This window comes from Conservatibacter flavescens (genome assembly GCF_002795425.1).
In the GTDB taxonomy this organism is placed as follows: domain Bacteria; phylum Pseudomonadota; class Gammaproteobacteria; order Enterobacterales; family Pasteurellaceae; genus Conservatibacter; species Conservatibacter flavescens.
Genome location: NZ_PHHA01000026.1, coordinates 22,921 through 45,593 on the forward strand (window position 1 = coordinate 22,921; position 22,673 = coordinate 45,593).

The 22,673-nt window shown below is 38.9% G+C and carries 29 protein-coding genes and 3 tRNA genes; 12 read left to right on the forward strand and 20 right to left on the reverse strand.

What is annotated here, in order from left to right; genetic code table 11:
• Positions 1-49: 49 nt before the first annotated feature.
• From CVP05_RS10035 to CVP05_RS10115, 17 genes are all read right to left on the reverse strand, one after another.
• A complete protein-coding gene (locus CVP05_RS10035) occupies positions 50-352 on the reverse strand; it encodes a DUF5374 domain-containing protein (protein ID WP_100289435.1) in 303 nt (100 codons plus the stop codon).
• Positions 333-998, reverse strand: coding sequence for a DUF2572 family protein (locus tag CVP05_RS10040; protein WP_100289436.1), 666 nt, complete (start codon positions 996-998; stop codon positions 333-335). Before CVP05_RS10040 ends, CVP05_RS10035 begins: the two co-directional genes overlap by 20 nt.
• Positions 999-1,009: 11 nt before the next feature.
• A complete protein-coding gene (locus tag CVP05_RS10045; protein WP_243389235.1) occupies positions 1,010-1,729 on the reverse strand; it encodes a PulJ/GspJ family protein in 720 nt (239 codons plus the stop codon).
• Positions 1,730-1,731: 2 nt separating this feature from the next.
• The gene (locus tag CVP05_RS10050) at positions 1,732-2,250 is read right to left on the reverse strand and encodes a type II secretion system protein (RefSeq protein WP_100289438.1); all 519 of its coding nucleotides are present in this window, start codon (positions 2,248-2,250) and stop codon (positions 1,732-1,734) included.
• Between the two features lie 209 nt (positions 2,251-2,459).
• Positions 2,460-2,535: transfer RNA gene (locus CVP05_RS10055), tRNA-Lys, on the reverse strand.
• 20 nt (positions 2,536-2,555) lie between these two features.
• Positions 2,556-2,631 (reverse strand) — tRNA-Lys (locus CVP05_RS10060).
• Positions 2,632-2,652: 21 nt separating this feature from the next.
• Positions 2,653-2,728, reverse strand: a tRNA-Lys gene (locus CVP05_RS10065).
• Positions 2,729-2,947: 219 nt separating this feature from the next.
• Entirely contained in the window at positions 2,948-3,415 is a 468-nt protein-coding gene (gene pal, locus CVP05_RS10070; protein ID WP_100289439.1) for a peptidoglycan-associated lipoprotein Pal, read from the reverse strand.
• Positions 3,416-3,425: 10 nt separating this feature from the next.
• Positions 3,426-4,721 carry a Tol-Pal system beta propeller repeat protein TolB gene (tolB, locus tag CVP05_RS10075; RefSeq protein ID WP_100289440.1) on the reverse strand — a complete coding sequence of 432 codons (1,296 nt, stop codon included), beginning with the start codon at positions 4,719-4,721 and terminating at the stop codon, positions 3,426-3,428.
• A gap of 48 nt (positions 4,722-4,769) precedes the next feature.
• Positions 4,770-5,975 carry a cell envelope integrity protein TolA gene (tolA, locus tag CVP05_RS10080; RefSeq protein WP_100289441.1) on the reverse strand — a complete coding sequence of 402 codons (1,206 nt, stop codon included), beginning with the start codon at positions 5,973-5,975 and terminating at the stop codon, positions 4,770-4,772.
• Between the two features lie 25 nt (positions 5,976-6,000).
• Positions 6,001-6,423: a colicin uptake protein TolR gene (gene tolR / locus CVP05_RS10085; RefSeq protein ID WP_100289442.1), complete on the reverse strand. Its 423-nt coding sequence runs from the start codon at positions 6,421-6,423 to the stop codon at positions 6,001-6,003.
• Positions 6,424-6,507: 84 nt separating this feature from the next.
• Positions 6,508-7,197, reverse strand: coding sequence for a protein TolQ (tolQ, locus tag CVP05_RS10090; RefSeq protein WP_100289443.1), 690 nt, complete (start codon positions 7,195-7,197; stop codon positions 6,508-6,510).
• A 25-nt stretch (positions 7,198-7,222) separates the two neighbouring features.
• On the reverse strand, positions 7,223-7,648 hold the full coding sequence (gene ybgC, locus CVP05_RS10095) for a tol-pal system-associated acyl-CoA thioesterase (RefSeq protein WP_100289444.1): 426 nt from the start codon (positions 7,646-7,648) through the stop codon (positions 7,223-7,225).
• Positions 7,649-7,804: 156 nt separating this feature from the next.
• The gene (gene ybgE / locus CVP05_RS10100; RefSeq protein WP_100289445.1) at positions 7,805-8,092 is read right to left on the reverse strand and encodes a cyd operon protein YbgE; all 288 of its coding nucleotides are present in this window, start codon (positions 8,090-8,092) and stop codon (positions 7,805-7,807) included.
• A 5-nt stretch (positions 8,093-8,097) separates the two neighbouring features.
• Positions 8,098-8,196, reverse strand: a complete 99-nt coding sequence (locus CVP05_RS10105) for a cytochrome bd oxidase small subunit, CydX/CbdX family (RefSeq protein WP_100289446.1) — start codon at positions 8,194-8,196, stop codon at positions 8,098-8,100.
• An 11-nt stretch (positions 8,197-8,207) separates the two neighbouring features.
• Positions 8,208-9,344 (reverse strand): cytochrome d ubiquinol oxidase subunit II, encoded by a 1,137-nt coding sequence (cydB, locus tag CVP05_RS10110; RefSeq protein ID WP_100289447.1) that lies wholly within the window; start codon positions 9,342-9,344, stop codon positions 8,208-8,210.
• Positions 9,345-9,358: 14 nt separating this feature from the next.
• Positions 9,359-10,909, reverse strand: a complete 1,551-nt coding sequence (locus CVP05_RS10115) for a cytochrome ubiquinol oxidase subunit I (RefSeq protein WP_100289448.1) — start codon at positions 10,907-10,909, stop codon at positions 9,359-9,361.
• Between the two features lie 464 nt (positions 10,910-11,373).
• On the opposite strand from CVP05_RS10115, the gene mlaF reads away from it, so the two are divergent.
• From mlaF to CVP05_RS10160, 9 genes are all read left to right on the forward strand, one after another.
• The gene (mlaF, locus tag CVP05_RS10120; RefSeq protein WP_100289449.1) at positions 11,374-12,168 is read left to right on the forward strand and encodes a phospholipid ABC transporter ATP-binding protein MlaF; all 795 of its coding nucleotides are present in this window, start codon (positions 11,374-11,376) and stop codon (positions 12,166-12,168) included.
• Positions 12,165-12,947 (forward strand): lipid asymmetry maintenance ABC transporter permease subunit MlaE, encoded by a 783-nt coding sequence (gene mlaE / locus CVP05_RS10125; protein ID WP_100289450.1) that lies wholly within the window; start codon positions 12,165-12,167, stop codon positions 12,945-12,947. Before mlaF ends, mlaE begins: the two co-directional genes overlap by 4 nt.
• Positions 12,948-12,987: 40 nt before the next feature.
• Positions 12,988-13,488 carry an outer membrane lipid asymmetry maintenance protein MlaD gene (gene mlaD, locus CVP05_RS10130; protein ID WP_100289451.1) on the forward strand — a complete coding sequence of 167 codons (501 nt, stop codon included), beginning with the start codon at positions 12,988-12,990 and terminating at the stop codon, positions 13,486-13,488.
• Positions 13,489-13,517: 29 nt separating this feature from the next.
• Positions 13,518-14,159 (forward strand): phospholipid-binding protein MlaC, encoded by a 642-nt coding sequence (gene mlaC, locus CVP05_RS10135; protein WP_100289452.1) that lies wholly within the window; start codon positions 13,518-13,520, stop codon positions 14,157-14,159.
• A complete protein-coding gene (locus tag CVP05_RS10140; protein ID WP_100289453.1) occupies positions 14,159-14,515 on the forward strand; it encodes an STAS domain-containing protein in 357 nt (118 codons plus the stop codon). Before mlaC ends, CVP05_RS10140 begins: the two co-directional genes overlap by 1 nt.
• A gap of 14 nt (positions 14,516-14,529) precedes the next feature.
• Entirely contained in the window at positions 14,530-14,787 is a 258-nt protein-coding gene (locus tag CVP05_RS10145; protein ID WP_100289454.1) for a BolA family protein, read from the forward strand.
• Positions 14,788-14,801: 14 nt separating this feature from the next.
• The gene (murA, locus tag CVP05_RS10150; protein WP_100289455.1) at positions 14,802-16,079 is read left to right on the forward strand and encodes a UDP-N-acetylglucosamine 1-carboxyvinyltransferase; all 1,278 of its coding nucleotides are present in this window, start codon (positions 14,802-14,804) and stop codon (positions 16,077-16,079) included.
• A 76-nt stretch (positions 16,080-16,155) separates the two neighbouring features.
• Positions 16,156-16,845, forward strand: coding sequence for a YggS family pyridoxal phosphate-dependent enzyme (locus tag CVP05_RS10155; protein WP_100289456.1), 690 nt, complete (start codon positions 16,156-16,158; stop codon positions 16,843-16,845).
• A gap of 240 nt (positions 16,846-17,085) precedes the next feature.
• Complete coding sequence (locus CVP05_RS10160) at positions 17,086-17,391, forward strand: DUF5339 domain-containing protein (protein WP_100289530.1); 306 nt, start codon at positions 17,086-17,088, stop codon at positions 17,389-17,391.
• Between the two features lie 64 nt (positions 17,392-17,455).
• Here the strand turns inward: CVP05_RS10160 and CVP05_RS10165 are convergent, their stop codons facing one another.
• Both CVP05_RS10165 and mpl read right to left on the reverse strand, forming a co-directional pair.
• A complete protein-coding gene (locus CVP05_RS10165) occupies positions 17,456-17,665 on the reverse strand; it encodes a cold-shock protein (RefSeq protein WP_100289457.1) in 210 nt (69 codons plus the stop codon).
• A 302-nt stretch (positions 17,666-17,967) separates the two neighbouring features.
• Entirely contained in the window at positions 17,968-19,332 is a 1,365-nt protein-coding gene (mpl, locus tag CVP05_RS10170) for a UDP-N-acetylmuramate:L-alanyl-gamma-D-glutamyl-meso-diaminopimelate ligase (RefSeq protein WP_100289458.1), read from the reverse strand.
• Between the two features lie 152 nt (positions 19,333-19,484).
• Here mpl and fbp point away from each other — a divergent pair, with 152 nt between their 5' ends.
• Positions 19,485-20,492: a class 1 fructose-bisphosphatase gene (fbp, locus tag CVP05_RS10175; RefSeq protein ID WP_100289459.1), complete on the forward strand. Its 1,008-nt coding sequence runs from the start codon at positions 19,485-19,487 to the stop codon at positions 20,490-20,492.
• 105 nt (positions 20,493-20,597) lie between these two features.
• Here the strand turns inward: fbp and CVP05_RS10180 are convergent, their stop codons facing one another.
• Positions 20,598-20,861 carry a GrxA family glutaredoxin gene (locus CVP05_RS10180; protein WP_100289460.1) on the reverse strand — a complete coding sequence of 88 codons (264 nt, stop codon included), beginning with the start codon at positions 20,859-20,861 and terminating at the stop codon, positions 20,598-20,600.
• Between the two features lie 125 nt (positions 20,862-20,986).
• On the opposite strand from CVP05_RS10180, the gene nfsA reads away from it, so the two are divergent.
• Both nfsA and CVP05_RS10190 read left to right on the forward strand, forming a co-directional pair.
• On the forward strand, positions 20,987-21,715 hold the full coding sequence (nfsA, locus tag CVP05_RS10185) for an oxygen-insensitive NADPH nitroreductase (RefSeq protein WP_100289461.1): 729 nt from the start codon (positions 20,987-20,989) through the stop codon (positions 21,713-21,715).
• Positions 21,716-21,719: 4 nt separating this feature from the next.
• On the forward strand, positions 21,720-22,619 hold the full coding sequence (locus CVP05_RS10190; RefSeq protein WP_100289462.1) for a RimK family alpha-L-glutamate ligase: 900 nt from the start codon (positions 21,720-21,722) through the stop codon (positions 22,617-22,619).
• Positions 22,620-22,673: the final 54 nt, after the last annotated feature.

The following is a 22,673-nucleotide window of genomic DNA, read 5'->3' on the forward strand; positions in this document are numbered from 1 at the left end:
CCAAAACAGTTTGCCGAAAAGCAAGATTGGCGATACAGATTATTTTACCTTATTCCCTCCGTTCTAGCACTACTTCTCCCACAGGAAAACGAACTGTAACTTTAGTTTGTTCACAACTTACTTCAAATTTGATTGCATTTTGTCTTATGGTGTGCTGACAAGGTAAACCTATCCATTGGCGTTGTAGCTGATTTTCCGCGATCTGTACTCCTTGATAATGTTGATAGGTTTTGACCGCACTTTTTCGTTGTGTAGCACTCCATTGGTGAATCACAAAAAATAAACCGCTAAATATCGTCAATGTAATAAGAAGTGAAACAAGGCTCATGCCTTTATGCAGGGGTAAAATCATGCCAACTTTTCTCCGCTAAACGCCAACGACTAAAATATTTCACTAACGAACTCACAGTTCGGCTGTTATACGCAATACGAATCGTGTCAGGATATTGTAATTTTCCACCGGTAATTATCGCCCCTCGAAATTCGCCTTTCCCCGTTAGCCTGAGATTACCTTGTGCAACAATAATCCCGCGTACATTACCTGTTAATTCAAATTCAGTATTGGTTTCTGAAAACCAATAAAGCTTTTCTATCTGAGATTGTGCTGCCAAGTCCTGCGCAAATATGGGGAAAATATCTGTGTTGATATAGGATTCTAGTGTATTTTCTAAGATCCCTTGACGAGGCTGCCTTTTAAATAAACTTTGTCGTTCACACCAAATAAAATGCTTTACTCCACCTTGAAAAATCTGTTGTTCAAAGGAAATTTGTTCAACATGCGTAGATAAATTCAGGGATAAATTTTCACACTGTAATTGCCCTTGTGTTTGACTTTGCTGTTGAAGTGTGGCGTTGTTTTGTGCATATAAACTCCGTTGTGCAACTAAATTCATCTGTAAGCGTAAAACATCATCATCAAACAATATCATTAACATTAAAAAACCACTCAATAACATTAATAAATTTAATGTCATCATACCGGAATAATATCGTTTCATTGCAGTTCCTTTTATTCATTTAACAGAGGGACGAGCATGCTTGTTTCATAATGAATGTCAGGCTGTGCTTTTAGGTACCCTGATAATTGTATTTCCACTCCCTTTTCACCTTGCCAAGCAAAATGTAAGCTATCGATGACATAATCCTGTTCGTCTAATAATGCTGTCCACCCACTATTTGCTGTACAGGCTGCGGCTTCTAAATAAGATCGACATTCTTGTTGTTGACATTGTTGATTAACACTATTGCGATATGTGGCGCGTGTCTGCAACATATTATTGACTAAACGATAACCAAATAGCTCTTGTTGAATATTAGCCGTAGCATTACTCGCCCCATCTAAGCAAATTCCCGATTTATGTTTTCCTAAACAACCATCAGCATTACCATCATAAAAAAACAATACGCAGTTCTTTTCTGCTTGTGACATGGCGTGAATCGCAATACTTTTGTGTCGCCCTTCTTGTTCAAAGAGAAAAAAATTATTGCCTAGCTCACTTTCTAACACTCTTGCATGACTTGCGCGAAAACCTGCTCGTCTGAGATCTTTCCCCATTAACTGTAGCATTTTATGTATTTCTGATTGTAATTGTAGCTGTAAAAGTATGTGCTGATTTTGCCGTTGGCTTTGGCTATAAAAACTGAGTATCATAAGTAATAAAAATGCTGACAAGGCCAGTGTGATCATTAATTCTAATAATGTTTGCCCTTTATATATCCGATAATTCATATTTACCCCGATACACATGCACTTTGAGACTGATAGTCTTTTAATTTCACACTTCCCACATTAAATAACGAAAAAACACTGCGACTTGAGCCTGCTTGTAATACAAAGCAGATGGTTGATAAAGTATCTCGCATGCCATTAAAGCGACTAAGCTCTTGTGGAAAATATTTTTTACTGATTAGCATCGTTTTGTCTGCAAAATAAGGATAATAGTATTGTGCGGATACTTCGTTGGGACAAGTATTAGGGTTTAAACAATCACAAATTTGTGTGTGTTTAATTTGAGCCGTTAAACACCACTGTTGTTGGGCTAAATCACGATTAGCGACGATAAACCAAATATCTGATGAGTTTTCTGCGCGGCTTTGAATTTTTCGCAAGAATAATTGTAATTTATGCTGTTCTTTTACTAAGATCATTTGTTCATTGGATCTTTGCCAAACAGGTAGTGTCATTAAAGCTGTCACGCTTAAAATTAATAAAGCAACTAATATTTCTAACAATGTAAACCCTTTTGCCATAAACTTTTCCTTTTTACACCGCACTTTACGCAGTAATAGAGAAGAAAGAAAACGAATCAAGCAAAAGGCATTAAACTTTGAGAACGTGATCGCAAAATAGAAAAAAATATCTAAAATTTTTGTCAAAAATGACCGCACTTATCCATAAAGCCAAAAGCCATACAGACTAATAGGATACTTGGACTGACAATGAGTAAAATTTATTGAGATGGTGGGTCGTGAAGGATTCGAACCTTCGACCAACGGATTAAAAGTCCGCTGCTCTACCGACTGAGCTAACGACCCATCAAGTATGGTCATCTAAGTGGTGGGTCGTGAAGGATTCGAACCTTCGACCAACGGATTAAAAGTCCGCTGCTCTACCGACTGAGCTAACGACCCATCATGGATGGTTTATCTAAGTGGTGGGTCGTGAAGGATTCGAACCTTCGACCAACGGATTAAAAGTCCGCTGCTCTACCGACTGAGCTAACGACCCATTAGATTTGCTACTGCTTTGTAACGAGGCACTATAATACTGATTTTATTTTAATAATCAATCAAAATTTTATATTTTTAGTTTATTTGTTTGAATAGTCATCAACAATGCTTCTCCCATGCACTTAAAAAGGAGAACTGCCCCCATTTTTCTAACGTCAAACCAAAAAAAACCGAACAGGTTTCCCTATTCGGTCTTATATATGCAGTTAAGCTATAATTAGTATGCTAATACTGCACGACGGTTTTTCGCGTAGTCTGCTTCAGTGTGACCTAATACTGCTGGTTTTTCTTCACCGAAAGAAACAGTTGAAGTTTGGCCATTTACACCTTTAGCTGATAAATAAGATTGTACAGCATCAGCACGACGTTGACCTAATGCGATATTGTACTCAGGCGTACCACGCTCATCAGTGTGACCTTCGATAACAACTTTAGATGCTGGAGTTGCAACTAAATATGCTGCGTGAGCATCTAATAATTGTGCGTTTTCGCCAGCAACATCATATTTATCAAAACCGAAATAAACGGTGTTGTAACGTTGTTGTAAATCTTGTACAGAATAACCGCCAAAGGTTTGACCGTTATTTGCACCAGTTGCGTTAGCATCTGCGTTGTTAGAAGATGAGCTACAAGCAGCTAATAAAAGTGCTGGAGCTACAAATAATACTTTAGCGAATTTTTTCATTTAAATTTCCTTAGTTTTGATTAAGATATGGTGACCAAGCAGGGAATTTAACTTGCCCATCATTTCCTGGCAACCGAGCTTTAAAGCGTCCGTCTGCGGACACTAATTGTAGCACCTTTCCTACGCCTTGTGTAGAGCTATAAATAACCATAATACCATTTGGTGAAAAGCTTGGGCTTTCATCAAGGAAAGTCGAGCTAAGCACTTCGGTAACGCCCGTTGTCATATCTTTTTTAACAAGGTTGTCACCTGACACCATGATTAATGTTTTACCGTCGTCTGAAATTTTGCCACTAAAACTGCGACCACCAGTGCCTACCAATGATGCTCCACCACCAGATGAGCTCATTTGATAAACTTGCGGTGAACCGCCTCTATCGGATGTGAACAATATCGTTCCGCTATCCGGCGACCAGCTTGGTTCCGTATTATTCCCCGCACCACTCGTCAATTGCGTTGTTTGCCCACTACCCAAATTCATTACATAAATATTCAACAAGCCATCTTTACTAGATGAAAATGCCAAACGTGTACCATCTGGCGAGAATGCCGGCGCACCATTATGCCCCTTAAAAGAAGCTGCAACTTTACGCGCACCAGATTTTAAATCTTGAATCACCAATTGCGATTTTTTATTCTCAAATGTCACATAAGCTAAACGTTTACCATCTGGAGACCACGCCGGTGACATTAAAGGCTGAGCACTACGATTTACAACAAACTGGTTATAGCCATCATAATCAGAAACACGTAGTTCATAAGAACCATTATTTTTTTGTACCACATAAGCAATACGCGTTCTAAATGCACCCTTAATTGCAGTCAGTTTTTCAAACACCTCGTCACTGACTGTATGAGCACCATATCTGATCCACTGTGGTGTTACGGTATATTGATTTTGAGACAGAACCGCGCCAGGTGTTCCTGTTGCGCCAACGGTATCCACAAGTTGATACGCGATACTATAACCATTACCAGATGGGGTGACTTGTCCCACCACAATGGCATCAATGCCTAATGCAGCCCAAGCATCCGGTGTAACTTCCGCTGCAGAAGTTGGCTGTTGTGGCATTCTGTTAACAGCAATAGGATTAAATTTTCCACTATTCCGTAGATCCGCTGCAACAATTTCACCTACATTTGCTGGCGCACTACCTGGACCATTCCATTTAAACGGCACCACCGCAATAGGGCGAGCGCCATCAACACCTTCGTCAATGACAATACGCACTTCTGCTTGAACGATATTTGAGATAAACAGTATAAATACTGCCAATAAACTCGATAAACGAGTAAATAATTTCATTGTTAACCCCTATGTTGGATTTACGACATTACCACTATAAACCAAAAATTATTTAATATCAAAATCAATAATTGGTGTTTTATATCGGCTATAAATTTCATCTGATGGTGCGGCTGGCACTTTTTTAGTCCTTGCCACTGCACTCATCGCTGCACTACAAATGTCATCTGGTCCTGAAACTCTTTGGTAATTAGAGATAGTACCATCGCGCTGTAATGTGATACGAATACTACACACTTTGCCCGCAAAACTCGGATCTTTCAAAAAGCGTCGCTGAATCTCACGCTTGATCACTCCGGCATATTGGTCACCTGTTCGTCCACCATTGCCTGTTCCCGCGCCAGCACCACTCCCGGCCGAACCTTGTTTATTCGCGTTCCCACCTCGTGAAGCGCTACCTCCACCTATTTCTCCACCATTTAGAAAGTCATCTAATGCCGCTTGTTCCGCTTTACGTTTTGCTGCAGCTTCGGCTTTTGCTTTAGCTTCACGTTCGGCTTTCGCCTTAGCCTCCGCTTTTGCTTTGGCTTCACGCTCGGCTTTTGCCTTCGCCTCTGCCTCAGCTTTCGCTTTAGCTTCACGTTCGGCTTTTGCTTTTGCCTCAGCTTCAGCTTTCGCCTTAGCTTCACGCTCTGCTTTTGCTTTCGCATCTGCTTCTGCTTTCGCTTTTTCTTGTGCAGCTTTTTCCTGTTCTGCTTTACGCTTTTCAGCTGCTGCTTTCGCTTTGGCTTCTTCCTCTGCTTGTTTAGCTGCAGCGGCTAAACGTTTAGCTTCAGCCTCTGCTTTCAACTTGGCCGCTTCAGCCGCTTTTTTAGCAGCGGCTTCCTCTGCTAACTGCTTCTGTTTCAACGCTTCTTCTTTTGCTTTTTCTGCTTGCGCTTTTTGTTGTTCAGCCAGCTGTCTTTGACGTTCTTGTTCCATGCGACGCTGTGCTTCTTCCTGACGTTGTCTCTCCAAAGCTTCTTGGCGTTGTTGCTCAAGCTCGGCCTTATCATCTGTTGGCTCTGGCTCCGGTTGCTTTTTAGCTGGTTCAGTTTGCCCTTTTTTCTGCTGTTGAATGCGTCCCCATTCTGCAGCGGCAGCCCCTGTATCCACCATGACAGCTCCCATCACATCGCCATCACCTTCGCCGCCCCCCATCACCTCAATTTTAGTATAAAGTGAGCCTAAAATGAGTAAGCCAAACAAGATGATATGCAAGATAACAGAAGTCAAAACAGCACTTTTGAATTTCTTTTGTTCTTTATTCTGCACAATCTTTCCTATTGTTGCATCACAATTAAATTGGGTTTGTCATTAAGCCGACAGATTTTACCCCTGCTAAATGAAGAAGATTAAGCGCTTTAATCACTTCTTCATAAGGTACATCTTTCGCACCACCAACTAAAAAAGTTGTGTTGTTGTCTTGTTCAAACAACTCTTTTGACATTTGTGTCACCATGCCTTCTGTCAATCCTTCTGTTCGTTCACCACCAACAGATAAACTATATTGACCAATACCTGATACTTCTAAAATAACTGGGGTTTTATCTTCATTTGATACGTTTTGGCTGTCCACAGAATCAGGTAATTCTACTTGCACACTTTGGCTGATAATTGGTGCTGTTGCCATAAAAATTAATAGCAACACCAACAATACATCAAGGAAAGGCACGATGTTAATTTCTGATTTCATGTCCCGACGTTTACGGCGATAAGACATATTTTCCTCTTAAATTCTTCGAAAAAACAGACCGCACTTTATGCAACAGATTTCAAAAAGTGCGGTTATAATATCAGGATATTTTTAGCTATTTTTTTGTTGCGCAAATACCTGACGGTGTAAGATCGTTGTAAACTCGTCGATAAAATTACCGTAATTTTGTTCAAGTTTATTCACACGCAAACTCAAGCGATTGTATGCCATTACAGCAGGAATCGCGGCAAATAGGCCGATTGCGGTTGCAATTAATGCTTCAGCAATACCTGGTGCAACCATTTGTAATGTTGCCTGTTTCGCGCTACTTAACGCCATGAAGGCATGCATAATCCCCCAAACCGTTCCAAATAACCCGATGTACGGGCTGATAGATGCGACTGTGGCTAAAAAAGGCACACTTGTTTCAAGGCCTTCGATTTCACGGTTCATTGCTAAATTCATCGCACGAGAACTCCCCTGAATAATAGATTCCGGTGCATCTGGATTTGCTTGTTTTAAGCGAGAAAACTCCTTAAAGCCCACATAAAAAATTTGTTCACTCCCCGCTAAACCATCACGGCGATTAGACAATCCTTCATAGAGTTTATTTAAATCCTCTCCTGACCAAAAGCGATCTTCAAAGGTTGTCGAATCTTTGAGCGCACGGGTTAAAATGCGACTACGCTGAATAATAATTGCCCAAGAAATCACCGAGAAAAGAATTAAAACAACAATCACAAGTTGGACAACAATACTGGCTTTTAGAAATAACTCTAAAAAGTTTAATTCACTAGACATTAAATACTCCGTTGAAGTGTCTATTTTATTCAAATTTATGGGTCAATAAGGCTGTTTTTATTCCCTCTGGAATAGCAACAGGTTTCATTTTCCCAAGATCAACAGAAGCCACTTTGACGGTGGCTTTACATAAGATAACCTCTTCTTTTTTCAAGGTTTGCTCAAATATAATCGTAGCGCCCTTTAATGCTCCGATTTGCGTTTCGACAGTCAGTAGATCGTCTAATTTTGCCGCTAATCGGAAATCAATGGTCATATTACGCACAACAAAAGCAATTTGCTCTTGATTCAATATTGCTTGCTGAGAAAAAGAAAGCGTTCTTAAATATTCCGTTCTTGCACGCTCAAAAAAATGTAGATAACGCGCATGATAAACGACCCCACCTGCATCGGTATCTTCATAATACACTCGAACAGGAAAACAAAATATAGATTGTGTTAACGTTGTCATGACTTTCTTTTCTCTTAATCTCTGCAAGTTATTTTAATCATTAAAATAAACAGGCTGATTTTGGCGCTATTGTAGTGAGAGTATAATCAATAAGCAAGTCCCTAAGTATGGTAAACAACAAAAAAACTTAAGGACACTTAGCTCATTTATCTTTCATCACATTAATAGACCCCAAATAAGAGAAATAGTTCCCACTATCCAGCCAATGACAGGGTGAAATAGAATTTGCCATAAAAGAAAACGGAAAGTGAATCCAATTCCATGGATCCATAAAATGCCATTACTCCAGACAATAAGTAATACGATGAGCGGATTAACCGTGCGAAGCTGGGTTGCAAATTCGTTGATGTTAAAGAAGAAACATCCCGTAAGCACAACGGCAAGAATAAGTGAAAGGGTTCGTAACGAACCCTTATTTGTGAATTGATAAAGTGAATCCATCATTCCCTTTACTCGTCAAATTTACCTGTTTTTTCAATACTGATAGTAATGACGACTGATAACATAATCGCTAACAAAACGCCAAATACCCAAATTGCATAAAACATATTTTCTCTCCTTAGTATAATGAGGTTTTGTTCTCTTCAATATAATCTTTATCCAAACGTCCATACATTTTAGAGTATGCCCAGATTGTATAAGATAACAAAATTACCACAAAGATTAAGGTTAGACCAAACATAAGCTTTAAGGTTAATTCACTTGATGTCGCATCCCACATCAATAAACTCATATTCGGGTGAGTAATTGATGGCATGATGAATGGGAACATTGCTACGCCTGCTGTTAAAATTACCCCCGCCATAGTTAATGCTGAGAAGAAGAAAGCAAAACCAGAGCGATTAGCTTTTGAAGCTAGGATATTTAACAATGCGCCACCCACTGCTAATGCAGGGAAAATGTAAAGTATCGGTGCGGCTTTATAGTTATTGAACCATGCAGCTGCCTCGATAGCGACTTCTTTATTCAATGGAGATGATGGCCCCTGTGTATCAATCACAGATTTAACCACAAAACCATCTTTAAATAATAGCCACACACCAGCAAGCACAAACGTAATTAAGGTTGCGAATGCGCCTACTTGAGTAATTGCGCGTGCGCGATCACGTAGTTCATCAGTGGTTTTCATTTGTAACCATGCTGCGCCATGAGTCGTTAACATGGATACGCTGATTAAACCACACAACAATGCAAATGGATTGAGTAATTCAAAGAATCCACCAGTATATTGCACTTGCATTAAGTTATTAAACTCAAATGGTACACCTTGTAATAAGTTACCAAATGCAACACCAAAGACTAATGATGGCACAAATCCACCAATAAACAGGCCAATATCCCAAGCTTTACGCCATGTCGGGCTATCAACTTTCGCGCGATACTCGAAACCTACTGGTCTAAAGAATAAGGCTGCGAGTACGAGAATCATCGCAATAAAAAACCCGGAGAAAGAAGTGGCATAAACTGTTGGCCATGCTGCAAACATTGCACCACCGGCAGTTAACAACCAAACTTGGTTGCCGTCCCAGTGTGGTGCAATGGTATTGATCATGATGCGTTTTTCCACTTCCTTTTTACCTGCAAAAGGCAATAGGTTCAATACGCCCATATCAAAACCATCGGTAACTGCAAATCCAATAAGCAATACGCCGATAAGCACCCACCAAATAAATCGTAAAAATTCGTAATCAATCATGACTAGGCTCCTGCTTATTTAGATGATTGTTCAAAATAGTAGCGACCGGTTTTTAATGAACTTGGACCCAATCTACCATATTTGAACATTAAATACATTTCTACAACAAGGAAGAGGGTATAAAGCGCACAGAGTAAACCGATTGCAAACCATAAATCACCTGTTGATAATGAAGAGTTTGCCACTCCGACAGGTAAAACTTCATAGATCGCCCATGGTTGACGGCCGTATTCTGCTAAGAACCAACCACTTTCAATTGCGATCCATGGTAATGGTAGCCCCCATAATAAGGCTTTTAAGAATAACGGACGAGTACCAACGGTATTACGTAAGTTTTGAATAAAGGCAAATCCAATAAGCAATAATAATAACCCACCAGCAGCCATCATGACACGGAATGACCAGAATGTTGGTCCTACATTCGGAATGGTATCGGCAGCAGCTTGCTTAATTTGCTCTTCTGTTGCATCAACAACATTATCAGTATAACGTTTTAACAATAAGCCAAATCCAAGATCTTTTGAAGCTTCTTTAAACTGTGCTTTAGTCACGTCATCTGTTTGACCCGCACGCAGTTTTTCAAGCAGACCATACGCAACAATACCGTTACGCACACGCTCTTCATTTTGTTTTTGTAATTCAACTAACCCGGTAATTTCCTTATCTAAAGAACGTGTTGCAATGATCCCTGCCATATATGGAATTTGGAATTCAAAATCATTTTTCATTTCAGCTTGATTCGGCACAATCACAACATTCCAATTCGCTGGTGCTGGCTGGGTATGGAACTCCCCTTCCATTGCAGCTAATTTTACTGGTTGCGCACGGCCAATATCATATCCAGATTCGTCACCCATGAATAAGACGGATAAAATAGAAATGAAGCCAAATGTAGCAGCGACTGAGAATGAACGTTTTGCAAAACCAAGATCACGGCCTTTCAAAATATAATAAGCACTGATTGCTAAAACAAACATTGCTCCGGATACATAACCCGCTGATAAAGTATGTAAGAATTTTGCCTGCGCAGTAGGATTTAACCAAAGATCCATAAAGCTGGTCATTTCCATTCGCATGGTTTCAAAATTAAATTCCGAAGCCACTGGGTGTTGCATCCAACCGTTTGCAACAAGAATCCACATTGCTGACAAATTAGAACCGAAAGCGACACAGTATGTCGATATTAGATGTTGACGCTTTGATAGACGGTTCCAACCAAATAAGAATAAACCAAAGAAAGTCGATTCTAAGAAGAAAGCTAATAGTGCTTCGATGGCTAATGGCGCCCCAAACACATCACCAACATAATGAGAATAATATGACCAGTTAGTACCAAACTGGAATTCCATTGTAATACCAGTTGTTACCCCTAAAGCAAAGTTAATTGCAAATAACTTACCCCAGAATTTAGTCATGTCTTTATACACTTGTTTATCTGTTACCACATATAAGGTTTCCATAATCACAAGGATAAAAGAAAGCCCTAATGTTAATGGCACAAACAAAAAGTGATATAGCGCAGTTAACGCAAACTGCAATCTCGAGAGTTCAACAACGTCTAACATCTCTCAACCCCTTGTACATGCTAATTAAGCTAATAAATGATTACTTTGTAACCACCCCATAATTCTTAAGAATATTTTCTTAAGTGATTTTGAAACATTTCCATAATAACCAACTAAATTACTCAACTATAGGCATTTGATTATTATGCAAATAAATTCAATGAGCGATATTCTACTACTAAAAATACGGATAAAAAATAGTAAAAATTGTATATTGATCACATTTTCAGATTTAAATCAAAAATAACTCTAAATAATTAGTAAAAAACTTCTTGATCTTCATCAAATTTAATATTTTTATTACAATAAATTAACAATTACATTAGATTACAATCTTATTTGCAGGGTAAAAGTGCGGTAAATTTTTCCGTTAAATTTGACTTTCAAACAAATTTCATAGAGTATGCCGTTTTATTTTATATAAAATTGTTCATTATTTAACACAATGCAGAGAACGAAATATCATGAGTGAGAATTTAATTGAAGTGAAAAATCTCACTTTTAAACGCGGTTCGCGCACAATTTATCAAGATCTGAATTTGTGCTTTCCAAAAGGCAAAATTACCGCCATTATGGGGCCTTCAGGTATTGGTAAAACAACATTATTAAAACTTATTGGGGGACAACTTTATCCTGAATCAGGCCAAATTCTATTTGATGGTCAAGATATTTGTCGTCTGTCCAATGCTGATTTATATAAAGTTCGACAACGTATGGGAATGTTATTTCAATCCGGTGCCTTATTTACTGACATTTCCACCTTTGATAATGTCGCTTTCCCGATTCGGGAGCATTCTCAGCTGCCTGAAAAGCTTATCCGTAAAATCGTTCTAATGAAACTCGAAGCCGTCGGGCTACGTGGTGCGGCGGATCTTATGCCTTCAGAATTGTCTGGCGGAATGGCTAGACGTGCTGCTCTCGCGCGAGCGATTGCCCTAGATCCGGATTTAATTATGTTTGATGAACCTTTTACGGGGCAAGACCCGATTAGTATGGGGGTCATTTTAAGCTTAATTAAGCGATTAAATCAGGCGTTAAATCTCACTTCTATCGTGGTTTCACATGATGTTAATGAGGTACTCAGTATTGCCGATTACGCCTATATTGTGGCAGACAAACGCGTGATTGCAGAGGGTACGGCAGAACAATTACTTAAAAGCCAAGATCCACAAGTATTACAGTTCTTACAAGGTGAAGCTGACGGTCCTGTACAATTCCATTATCCGGCGAAAGATTATATTGAGGAGTTATTTACATGATAATTCAAGCTATCTCTACGTTCGGACGTAAAGCAATCCATTTTTGTCGTGCAATGGGGCGTGCGAGTTTTATGTTATTTGGCGCCCTAGTTGGCAAGCCACAATTTCGTAAACACTTTCCCTTGTTAATCAAGCAATTGCACGTATTAGGCGTACAATCCTTACTGATTATACTTCTATCTGGTCTGTTTATCGGTATGGTATTAGGCTTACAAGGTTATGTCGTTTTAGTCGATTTTTCTGCGGAAAGTAGCTTAGGTCAATTGGTTGCCCTTTCCCTATTAAGAGAATTAGGCCCTGTTGTCACCGCACTTTTATTTGCAGGACGAGCAGGCTCTGCCTTAACCGCAGAAATAGGCTTAATGAAAGCGACCGAACAACTTTCTAGTTTAGAAATGATGGCGGTTGACCCATTACGTCGGGTCATTGCTCCTCGTTTTTGGGCAGGGATTATTGCCATGCCACTCTTATCCCTTATTTTTATTGCGATTGGTATTTGGGGGGGCGCACTTGTGGGTGTTGATTGGAAAGGTGTCGATTCTGGTAGTTTTTGGTCTGTGATGCAAAATTCTGTCACTTGGGGATATGATATTCTAAATGGCTTTATTAAAAGTGTATGTTTTGCCATTGCTGTTGTTTGGATAGCACTATTTAATGGCTATGACTCTGTGCCGACCTCAGAAGGAATTAGTAAAGCGACTACCCGTACAGTGGTTCACGCCTCACTCCTTGTACTAGGGCTTGATTTTGTATTAACCGCCATGATGTTTGGTGGCTAAAAGTGCGGTCAAAAATAATGATTTTTTAGTAGGATAAATTATGCGACAAACAATTAAATATGAATTTTGGGTTGGACTATTTTTGCTATTAGGTATTAGCGCTTTAGTTTTTCTCGGTTTAAAAGTTGCCAATGTGCAAGGTTTCAGTGAGTCTAAATCTTACAAGATTTACGCAACTTTTGATAATATTGGTGGACTAAAAGTCAGAGCGCCTCTCAAAATAGGTGGCGTTGTGATTGGACGTGTCACTGATATTACTTTAGATGAAAAAACTTATTTACCTAAAGTAAACATTGCAATTAATGCGGAATACAATAAAATTCCTGAAACAAGTTCATTATCTATTAAAACATCGGGTTTATTAGGTGAGCAATATATTGCACTGAATATTGGGTTTGATGATGGTGAAACCGCTATGTTAAAAGAGGGCTCACAAATCTTAGATACCACGTCCGCTATGGTTTTAGAAGATCTTATCGGCCAATTTTTATATGGCGATAAAGAGAAAAAAGAAAATACTGAAGCAGAGACAGCACAGTAATTTTTCGGAAAACACAATTGGAGACAAATATGTTTAAAATGAATTTAAAAAAATGGTTTGCAAAAACGGTTGTCATTTTTACCGCACTTTTCGCATTTAATGCCGTTGCTGCGGACAGCCCTTATGTGTTGATGCAAAAAGCCTCAGACAAACTATTTAGCGATATTAAAGCCAACCAAGCTAAAATCAAACAAGATCCTAACTATTTACGTACGATTGTACGTCAAGATCTCTTGCCTTATGTACATGTTAATTATGCAGGTTCTTTAGTATTAGGATCGCATTTTAAATCCACTACGCCTGAACAAAGAGAAAAATTCTTTGCTGCATTTGGTAATTTTATTGAGCAAGCGTATGCTCAAGTACTGACGATGTATAGCGATCAAAAAATTGAGATTGAAAAAGCGAAAGATATTGGCGATAAAACTATCGTAAGCATTCGTGTTAATGTGATTAATAGTGGTAATCAGCCACCAATTAAACTTGATTTTAAATGGCGTAAAAATAGCAAAACAGGCGAATGGCAAGCTTATGATATGGCTGCTGAAGGTGTTAGCATGGTCGTCACCAAACAAAATGAATGGAGTAGCATTTTACGTCAAAAAGGAATTGATGCTTTAACGGCTCAAATTCAACAATCTGCAAATGCGCCTATTACCCTGAGTAAATAATGTCAGTTAATCAGCAGTCGCTACAATGGGTAGCACTATCTCAAGAAAATACTCTCGTTCTCCAGTTATCTGGAGAACTTTCACGTAATACTTTGTTACCTTTATGGTCACAACACGAGACTATTCTTGCTTCTCATGCTGTTGCCAATAAACATATTCATTGGGATTTAAGCCAAATTACGCGAATTGACTCCGCAGGATTTGCATTTTTATGTGAACTGTTGCAACATAGTCAATCTGTGCAAACTGTCGGTACAAACGTGCGTCTAATCGGTGCACCTTCCCAGTTGTTTACATTAAGTGATTTATTTGGCTTATCTACCTGGATTAAGCCGTTTTTATTTGCTTCAAACTAAGTGGAAATGAGTTCATGGAAACCCAAGAAATCGAAAATATTCTAAAACAAGCACTCAATCTTGATGAAGTTTATGTTCAAGGTGAGAATGCCCATTTTGGTGTTATCGTTGTAGATGATAACATTGCTGCGTTGTCAAAATTAAAACAGCAGCAAACTATTTATGCCCCTTTAATGCCTTATTTTACAACAGGCGAAATTCATGCGTTAACCATTAAAACTTTCACAGTTGAAAAATGGAAACGTGAACGTTTATTAAATATGGCAAGCTAAAAAGGAAAATACTCATGGAAAAATTTCGTGTTCATGGTGCAACGTGCTTGAAAGGGAATGTCACTATCTCTGGTGCAAAAAATGCTGCCCTTCCTATTCTTTTTGCAGCGATCTTAGCTGAAGAGCCCGTCACGTTAACCAACGTCCCTGATCTCAAAGATATTGATACCACGTTGAAAATCTTGCGCCAACTTGGCGTTGTTGTTGAACGTGCTGACAATAACGTTGTTCACTTAGATGCCTCTAAAATCGATCATTTTATTGCGCCATATGAATTGGTCAAAACCATGCGTGCTTCTATTTGGGCCCTTGCGCCATTAGTCGCTCGCTTTAACCAAGGCCAAGTGTCATTGCCAGGCGGTTGTGCTATCGGCGCTCGTCCTGTGGACTTACACATTAGTGGTTTAGAAAAATTAGGTGCAACTATTGTACTCGAAGAAGGCTATGTTAAAGCGTTTGTGAAAGGACGTTTAACTGGTGCGCATATTGTGATGGAGAAAGTGAGTGTAGGTGCAACTTTATCGATTATGACTGCAGCCACTTTAGCGAAAGGTACGACGATTATTGAAAATGCTGCGCGTGAACCAGAAATCGCAGATACTGCCTTATTCTTAAATAAAATGGGCGCAAAAATTACTGGCGCAGGGACTGATACCATTACAATTGAGGGCGTTGAACACCTCACAGGCTGTGAACATCATGTTGTTCCAGATCGCATTGAAACGGGTACATTCTTAGTTGCTGCAGCCATTTCAGGCGGTCATGTCACCTGTCATGGAACAAAAGCGAATACACTTGATGCGGTAATTGACAAGCTACGTGAAGCCGGCGCACAGATTGATATTACAGAAGATACGATAACCTTAGATATGCTAGGCTATCGCCCTAAAGCCGTGAATATCCGTACCGCACCTTACCCGGGTTTTCCTACTGATATGCAAGCACAATTTACGCTGCTTAATATGGTTGCAGAGGGAACTAGCATTATTACCGAAACTATTTTTGAAAATCGTTTTATGCATATTCCAGAGCTTATTCGCATGGGCGCTAAAGCAGAAATCGAAGGTAATACCGCGATTTGTCATGGTGTAGAGCGTTTATCTGGAGCTGAAGTAATGGCAACTGATTTACGCGCTTCCGCAAGTTTAGTTTTAGCGGGTTGTATTGCAACTGGCGAAACTATTGTCGATCGGATTTATCATATTGATCGAGGCTACGAACGTATCGAAGAAAAATTACGCGCACTCGGTGGACGTATTGAGCGCTTTTCCGCAGAGAGTAGCGAAGAATAATTCGTTTATGGTTGCTCATGTTATCTAACATGAGCAATTTTATATCAACTCTTTCCCTTTAAATCCATTTATTTTTATGACAATTGCACAACATTTACAGCAAGTAAACCAACAAATTCAGCAATGTTGTATAAAAGCAGGACGTAATCCTACGGACGTTTCTTTACTTGCAGTGAGTAAAACAAAACCAATTGATGATATTCTCACCGCACATCAACTTGGACAACGTGCCTTTGGTGAAAATTATGTTCAAGAAGGCGTAGATAAAATTGAGTACTGCCGCCAACAAGGTATTGAATTAGAATGGCATTTTATTGGCTCTCTTCAATCCAATAAAACACGTTTAGTCGCTGAATACTTTGATTGGTATCAAACACTGTCGCGAGCCAAAATTGCAGACAGATTAAACGAACAACGTTCCCCTTATCGCCAGCCACTCAATGTGCTAATTCAGATTAACATTAGCCATGAAGACTCGAAATCTGGTATAGAGCCACAAGATATGCTTAGCCTTGCGCAACATCTCACAACGTTGCCTAATTTGCGCCTACGTGGATTAATGGCTATTCCAGAGGCGACTGAGGATACACAACAGCAACTTATCGTCTTTGAAAAAATGCAAACCTTATTCCATCGCCTACAACAAACTTTCCCAACACAGCCTATTGATACGCTGTCTCTTGGTATGAGTGGAGATATGGAAAGTGCGATACGATGTGGGTCCACAATGGTAAGGATTGGTACAGCTATTTTTGGGCAACGGTAAGTTTTATTATTTTAGCGAGAATCTATCCTTATTTTTTTGAACTAATTCACATTTTGTGAAAAAAACGATTTTTGTTATAGACATAACCTATAAATTTTGTTATTTTGCAGCATACTCCTTATGTATATGCCTGCCACTGTATTTTTTATGTCTAAATACAATTGTTGTGGCAGGTACTTTTTTGTTATTAACTGAATTTAAAATTAACTTGATAAACACTTTGTAGATGGAAACGAAATGATTAAAAAAATTAGTCTGACATTTATCACAGCGATTTTCGCAACATTTAGCTTATCTGCATTCAGTGCGCCAGCTAATCAAACTAAAGTAATTCCTCAGCAATGTGAACAACTTTTTAAAGAAGCAGAAAACTTAATTGCTGATGCAGAAAAACAGCCGGGTACACATACACAAATCAGCAAGATGAAAAACAAACTGAATCAAAGTAAAAAACAAATACTTGAGATGGAGCTTGCGACACAAACTAAAAGCTGCAATCAAGGTTTGGCTAAATTAAACTCTTTAAAACAGCAACAACCAGATTAATTCTCTTATAAAAGAAGCCGCCCTAAATAGATTAGCGCGGCTTCTTTTCAGCGTTTTGGTTTCATTAAGCAATTACAACAACATTCTCTGCTTTTTTACCACGTTTATCATCAATGATATCAAACGTGACAGATTGACCTTCTTTTAGGCTGCGAAAGCCTTCACTTTGGATAGCAGAAAAATGAACAAATACATCTTCGCCACCCTCAACCTGTAAAAAACCAAATCCTTTTGTATCGTTAAACCATTTAACGGTTCCTTTTACTTGTTGCATTTTTTCAATCCTTGTGTCTATCTAAAAAACAGATAACTCACACCTTGTACTTATATATTAAAACAGAATTTCTAATGTGACCCTGAATCTCGTGCTTTGAATATGGTAACAACGCTGTTATGTTATCCCACACGCTTATCCTATAAGCAAATACTATACTAACAAGCATTCACGTTAAAGAACACTGTTTTCTACCCTATTTTACGTAAAAAAATGCAAATGTCGTGATCTTGCTCACAAAAAAAGATCGAATCTGGCAGTAATCAGAGCAAGACATTTGCTCTGATTAAATAATAAGAAAGTTAAGCTTGTAATTGCGCTAAGATTTTTTGATGGATCCCGCCAAAGCTTCCGTTGCTCATGATTAAAATATGATCCGTTGGTTTAGCTTCATCTACAATAAATTTCACTAATAAATCTAAATCAGCACTCCAGTTTACCGGTTGAACACATTGATTCGCAATATCCACTACATCCCATGGAATATTCTCGGGTTGTAATAAAAACACATGATCCGCCCGCACTAATGCTGGGGCAATTTCATCTTTATGAACGCCCATTTTCATCGTATTAGAACGTGGTTCTAATACAGCCAAAATACGTACCCCACCTCCTACTTTATCTCGAAGTGCGGTCAATGTAGCTAGAATTTCTGCCGGATGATGGGCGAAATCATCATAGACGGTAATATTATTGACTTCACCTTTTATCTCTAAACGACGGTTTGCATTCACAAAACTACTTAATGCCATACAAGCTTTATCAATGCTTACCCCTGCATGATAGGCTGCGGCAATGGCCATCAGCGCATTATGCATATTGTGCTGTCCAACAATATTCCAATGTACTTCCGCGACTTTATCGCCTTGATGGAAAACTGAAAATTGCGTGCAATCATTTGTGATACGCTCTGCATACCATTGCTGATCTTTTCCTAAAAACTGCTGCTCAGACCAACAGCCCATCGCCAACGTCTCTTTTACCGTTTGTTCACTTTCCACAGATAAAATACGTCCTGAGGCTGGCATAGTCCGGATCATATGGTGAAATTGGCGTTGAATAGCATGTAAATCATCAAAAATATCCGCATGATCAAACCCTAAGTTATTAATAATCAAAGTTTTAGGATTATAATGTACAAATTTAGAACGCTTATCAAAAAATGCAGTATCATATTCGTCTGCTTCAATCACAAAATAAGGACTATCGGTAAAACGCGCTGATACACCAAAATTTCCGGCTATCCCGCCAATTAAGAAACTAGGGTTCAAATTATTTTGCTCTAAAATCCAAGTTAACATTCCCGTAGTCGTTGTCTTACCATGTGTTCCGGATACAGCCAACACCCAACGTTTACGCAGCAAATTATCATGTAACCATTGTGGCCCCGACATATAAGGCAAATTATGTTCTAAAACATATTCTACACAAGGATTACCACGTTTCATTGCATTACCAATAATAACCATATCCGGTGCTGGCTGTAACTGCGATACCTCAAAATGAGGAATAATTTCTACACCACTTTTTTCTAAAAATGTACTCATAGGTGGATAAACATTAATATCTGAGCCTGTCACATGATAGCCCATTTGCTTCGCGATAAGTGCTAACCCACCCATAAAAGTACCACACACACCTAAAATATGGATATGTTCATTTTTCATATATAGTCCCAATTTCTACTCAAAAATGTGTACTTGATCACATTGTTTAAAATCTATTTCATTGATAGCTTACGTGTTTTTTTCAACTTGCTATAATAAATCAAGTTATCTATTCAGTAAAACAAAAAACGCATTTAAATAAGGATATCCTAATGAAAACACTTGGCGAATTTATTGTCGAAAAACAAGCTGACTACCCCAATGCCAAAGGCGAATTAACCGGCATTTTATCTTCTATTCGTTTGGTTGCAAAAGTTATCCACCGTGATATCAATAAAGCGGGCTTAACAAATAATATTATTGGTAACGCGGGTTCTGAAAATGTGCAGGGCGAAACTCAAATGAAGCTTGATATTTTTGCACACGAAACCTTCAAAAAAGCGCTGATGGCTCGCGAAGATGTCGCAGGCTTTGCTTCAGAAGAAGAGGAAAACTTTATTGCTTTCGATACTCAACGTGGCCGAAATGCTAAATATGTTATCCTCACAGATCCTCTTGATGGTTCATCTAATATTGACGTGAATGTGGCTGTCGGCACTATTTTTTCCATTTACCGTCGAGTTTCCCCTATTGGCACACCTGTTACCCTAGAAGATTTCCTACAGCCTGGACACCGTCAAGTCGCTGCCGGGTATGTAGTTTACGGCTCTTCTACCATGCTGGTTTATACAACGGGTAACGGTGTTAATGGTTTTACCTATGATCCTTCACTTGGTGTATTCTGCCTGTCACATGAAAATATCCAAATTCCACAAACCGGCAAAATTTACTCTATTAACGAAGGACAATACCTTAAATTTCCAATGGGCGTAAAAAAATACATCAAATATTGCCAAGAAGAAGACAAAGCCACAAACCGCCCTTATACCTCGCGCTATATTGGCTCTTTAGTCTCTGATTTTCATCGTAATATGCTCAAAGGTGGCATTTATATTTATCCTAGTGCGACCAATTATCCGAATGGTAAACTGCGTTTGTTATATGAGGGTAATCCAATGGCATTCTTAGCTGAACAGGCTGGTGGGCTTGCTAGCGATGGCTTCCGTCGTATTTTAGATATTCAACCAACAGAACTTCATCAACGCATACCACTGTTCATTGGTTCAAAACAAATGGTTGAAAAAACTCAAGACTTTATGCAACAGTTTTCAGGGGAATAAATATAATATTTGCTTAACAGATTGCTTTTTACCTTTGAAAAGTAAAAAAGGACGATAACATGACAATCAAGTTATCGTCCTTTTATACACAAGACTATTCGGCAATTATGCAACAACGCCAAATTGTGCTTTCATTAATGCTTCAAAATCTGTACATCCGCCAATTGGTTTTTCATCAATAAAAATTTGTGGTACGGTTTCAACAGGTTTACCAACTGATTTTGATAAATCTGCTTTAGTAATACCTTCTGCTTGGATATCAACATAGCGATAGCTAAAATCCTCTACCGTATTTTGTAATTTCTCTGCCAATTCTTTTGCTCTTACACAGTAAGGGCAACCCGGACGACCAAAAATAACAACAAACATAATCTACTCCTTTATTAATAAGTACCTTATTGTATCTGATCTTTTTTAGAAACATAAAGTGTTTTTCAGCATTGCTTCAATTGGTATAATATATTAATTCAATAAAACAAACTCTGTCGGAGGTTATGATGAATAAAACTTCAAGCACATTGGATACTATTTTATCTCACCGCTCTATTCGAAAATTTACACCCAAAAAAATTTCAACAGACATTCTAGAACAGCTGATTAATGCGGCACGTTGTGCGTCTACATCGAACAACTTGCAGTGCATTTCAATTATCCGTATTACTGATGAAACATTACGTGAACAGATTATGGCCTGTGCCTCCAATCAGCAATATATCAAAGATGCCGCAGAGTTTTTTGTATTTTGTGTTGATTTTCACAAACACCAGCAAATCTGTCCAGAATCCCAATTGGATTATACTGAAGTACTATTAATTGGCGCAGTAGATGCCGGTATTATGGCTCAAAATGTGTTAGTTGCCGCTGAGTCATTAGGATTAGGTGGGGTATATATTGGTGCATTGCGTAATGAAATTGAAAAAGTCAGTGAATTGTTAAAACTCCCCGCCCATTCATTCCCTGTCTTTGGTTTATGTTTAGGCTATCCAGCCCAAGACCCGCCACTAAAACCTCGTCTCCCCAAAACGTTGATGTGTTTTGAAAATACCTATCAAGCGTTGCAAGAACCCATTCTTGCAGAATATAACCAGCAAGTGCAAGAATACTATCAACAGCGCAGCAAAATTGATATGGACTGGACTCGAAACATCGAAAAGACACTCGCGAAACCGGTGCGTCCACATATTTTGCCATTTTTACAAAAACAAGGATTTATAAAGAAATAAGCAAATGAAACTACTCATGTTATGTCGAGAACCTCGCCTTTATAGTTGCGAGCGTTTAAAAGAAGCCGCAGAACAAAGTAATCATCACATGGATATTTTGGATCCTAATCGTTTTTTGCTAAAACTTGAGCAAAACGCACCGCACTTTTCCATGTATTATCAACCTGCGGGAGCCGAGCCTTATTTGTTATCGGATTATGATGTTATTATCCCTCGTTTTGGTTCAGCCAGTACGCGTATGGGCTGCGCCCTATTACGCCATTTCGAAGGAAGAAAAGTTCCTTGTCTCAATTCCAGTTCTGCCTTTCTCCGCGCGCGTGATAAATGGCTAAGTTTGCAACTACTACGCGAAGCGGGTATTCCCGTGCCTGATACTGCATTAATCGGTGATGAGTTTAATATTTCACAAGGAATGTCAATGGCAAAAATGCCCACTATATTAAAAACCTTAAGCGGGGCGCAGGGTATTGGTGTTATTTTAGCTGAACAAATGCAAAGTGCGGTGAGTATTTTGGAAACATTAAAGCAAGCGCAAGTTCCTACCCTGTTACAAGATTTTATCGCAGAAGCGCAAGGAACTGATTTGCGCTGTTTTGTGGTTGGAAATCAGGTGATTGCGGCGATGAAACGTATCAGTCAAAATGGTGAATTTAGAGCAAATTTTCATCGTGGCGGGCTTGCAGAAAAAATTCAGCTCACCTCTGAAGAAAAAAATATGGCAATTAAAGCGACTCAAATACTAGGATTAGACGTTGCTGGCGTTGATCTTATTCGCTCTCAAAGAGGGCCTCTTGTCTTAGAAGTCAATGCGAGTCCTGGTTTAGAAATGATCGAAAAAACGAGCCATATTGATATCGCAAGCCAAATCATTGTGCAAGCTGAAAAAATAGCGAAGTCATCGTAATTCCACTACTGAAATTAACTCTTTTGTGTTAGTATGCTGTCACGTTTTTTCAAT

Coding starts and splice junctions, on each gene's coding strand:
- CVP05_RS10190 (WP_100289462.1), top strand. CDS start 21,720: ATGAAACTACTCATGTTATGTCGAGAACCTCGCCTTTATAGTTGCGAG.
- CVP05_RS10045 (WP_243389235.1), bottom strand. CDS start 1,729: ATGAATTATCGGATATATAAAGGGCAAACATTATTAGAATTAATGATC.
- CVP05_RS10115 (WP_100289448.1), bottom strand. CDS start 10,909: ATGTTAGACGTTGTTGAACTCTCGAGATTGCAGTTTGCGTTAACTGCG.
- CVP05_RS10040 (WP_100289436.1), bottom strand. CDS start 998: ATGAAACGATATTATTCCGGTATGATGACATTAAATTTATTAATGTTA.
- mpl (WP_100289458.1), bottom strand. CDS start 19,332: ATGAAAAATGAACATATCCATATTTTAGGTGTGTGTGGTACTTTTATG.
- ybgE (WP_100289445.1), bottom strand. CDS start 8,092: ATGATGGATTCACTTTATCAATTCACAAATAAGGGTTCGTTACGAACC.
- CVP05_RS10050 (WP_100289438.1), bottom strand. CDS start 2,250: ATGGCAAAAGGGTTTACATTGTTAGAAATATTAGTTGCTTTATTAATT.
- mlaC (WP_100289452.1), top strand. CDS start 13,518: ATGTTTAAAATGAATTTAAAAAAATGGTTTGCAAAAACGGTTGTCATT.
- CVP05_RS10140 (WP_100289453.1), top strand. CDS start 14,159: ATGTCAGTTAATCAGCAGTCGCTACAATGGGTAGCACTATCTCAAGAA.
- tolB (WP_100289440.1), bottom strand. CDS start 4,721: ATGAAATTATTTACTCGTTTATCGAGTTTATTGGCAGTATTTATACTG.
- CVP05_RS10155 (WP_100289456.1), top strand. CDS start 16,156: ATGACAATTGCACAACATTTACAGCAAGTAAACCAACAAATTCAGCAA.
- fbp (WP_100289459.1), top strand. CDS start 19,485: ATGAAAACACTTGGCGAATTTATTGTCGAAAAACAAGCTGACTACCCC.
- CVP05_RS10180 (WP_100289460.1), bottom strand. CDS start 20,861: ATGTTTGTTGTTATTTTTGGTCGTCCGGGTTGCCCTTACTGTGTAAGA.
- CVP05_RS10105 (WP_100289446.1), bottom strand. CDS start 8,196: ATGTTTTATGCAATTTGGGTATTTGGCGTTTTGTTAGCGATTATGTTA.
- tolQ (WP_100289443.1), bottom strand. CDS start 7,197: ATGTCTAGTGAATTAAACTTTTTAGAGTTATTTCTAAAAGCCAGTATT.
- mlaF (WP_100289449.1), top strand. CDS start 11,374: ATGAGTGAGAATTTAATTGAAGTGAAAAATCTCACTTTTAAACGCGGT.
- tolR (WP_100289442.1), bottom strand. CDS start 6,423: ATGTCTTATCGCCGTAAACGTCGGGACATGAAATCAGAAATTAACATC.
- mlaD (WP_100289451.1), top strand. CDS start 12,988: ATGCGACAAACAATTAAATATGAATTTTGGGTTGGACTATTTTTGCTA.
- nfsA (WP_100289461.1), top strand. CDS start 20,987: ATGATGAATAAAACTTCAAGCACATTGGATACTATTTTATCTCACCGC.
- CVP05_RS10165 (WP_100289457.1), bottom strand. CDS start 17,665: ATGCAACAAGTAAAAGGAACCGTTAAATGGTTTAACGATACAAAAGGA.
- mlaE (WP_100289450.1), top strand. CDS start 12,165: ATGATAATTCAAGCTATCTCTACGTTCGGACGTAAAGCAATCCATTTT.
- CVP05_RS10035 (WP_100289435.1), bottom strand. CDS start 352: ATGATTTTACCCCTGCATAAAGGCATGAGCCTTGTTTCACTTCTTATT.
- ybgC (WP_100289444.1), bottom strand. CDS start 7,648: ATGACAACGTTAACACAATCTATATTTTGTTTTCCTGTTCGAGTGTAT.
- pal (WP_100289439.1), bottom strand. CDS start 3,415: ATGAAAAAATTCGCTAAAGTATTATTTGTAGCTCCAGCACTTTTATTA.
- cydB (WP_100289447.1), bottom strand. CDS start 9,344: ATGATTGATTACGAATTTTTACGATTTATTTGGTGGGTGCTTATCGGC.
- murA (WP_100289455.1), top strand. CDS start 14,802: ATGGAAAAATTTCGTGTTCATGGTGCAACGTGCTTGAAAGGGAATGTC.
- CVP05_RS10145 (WP_100289454.1), top strand. CDS start 14,530: ATGGAAACCCAAGAAATCGAAAATATTCTAAAACAAGCACTCAATCTT.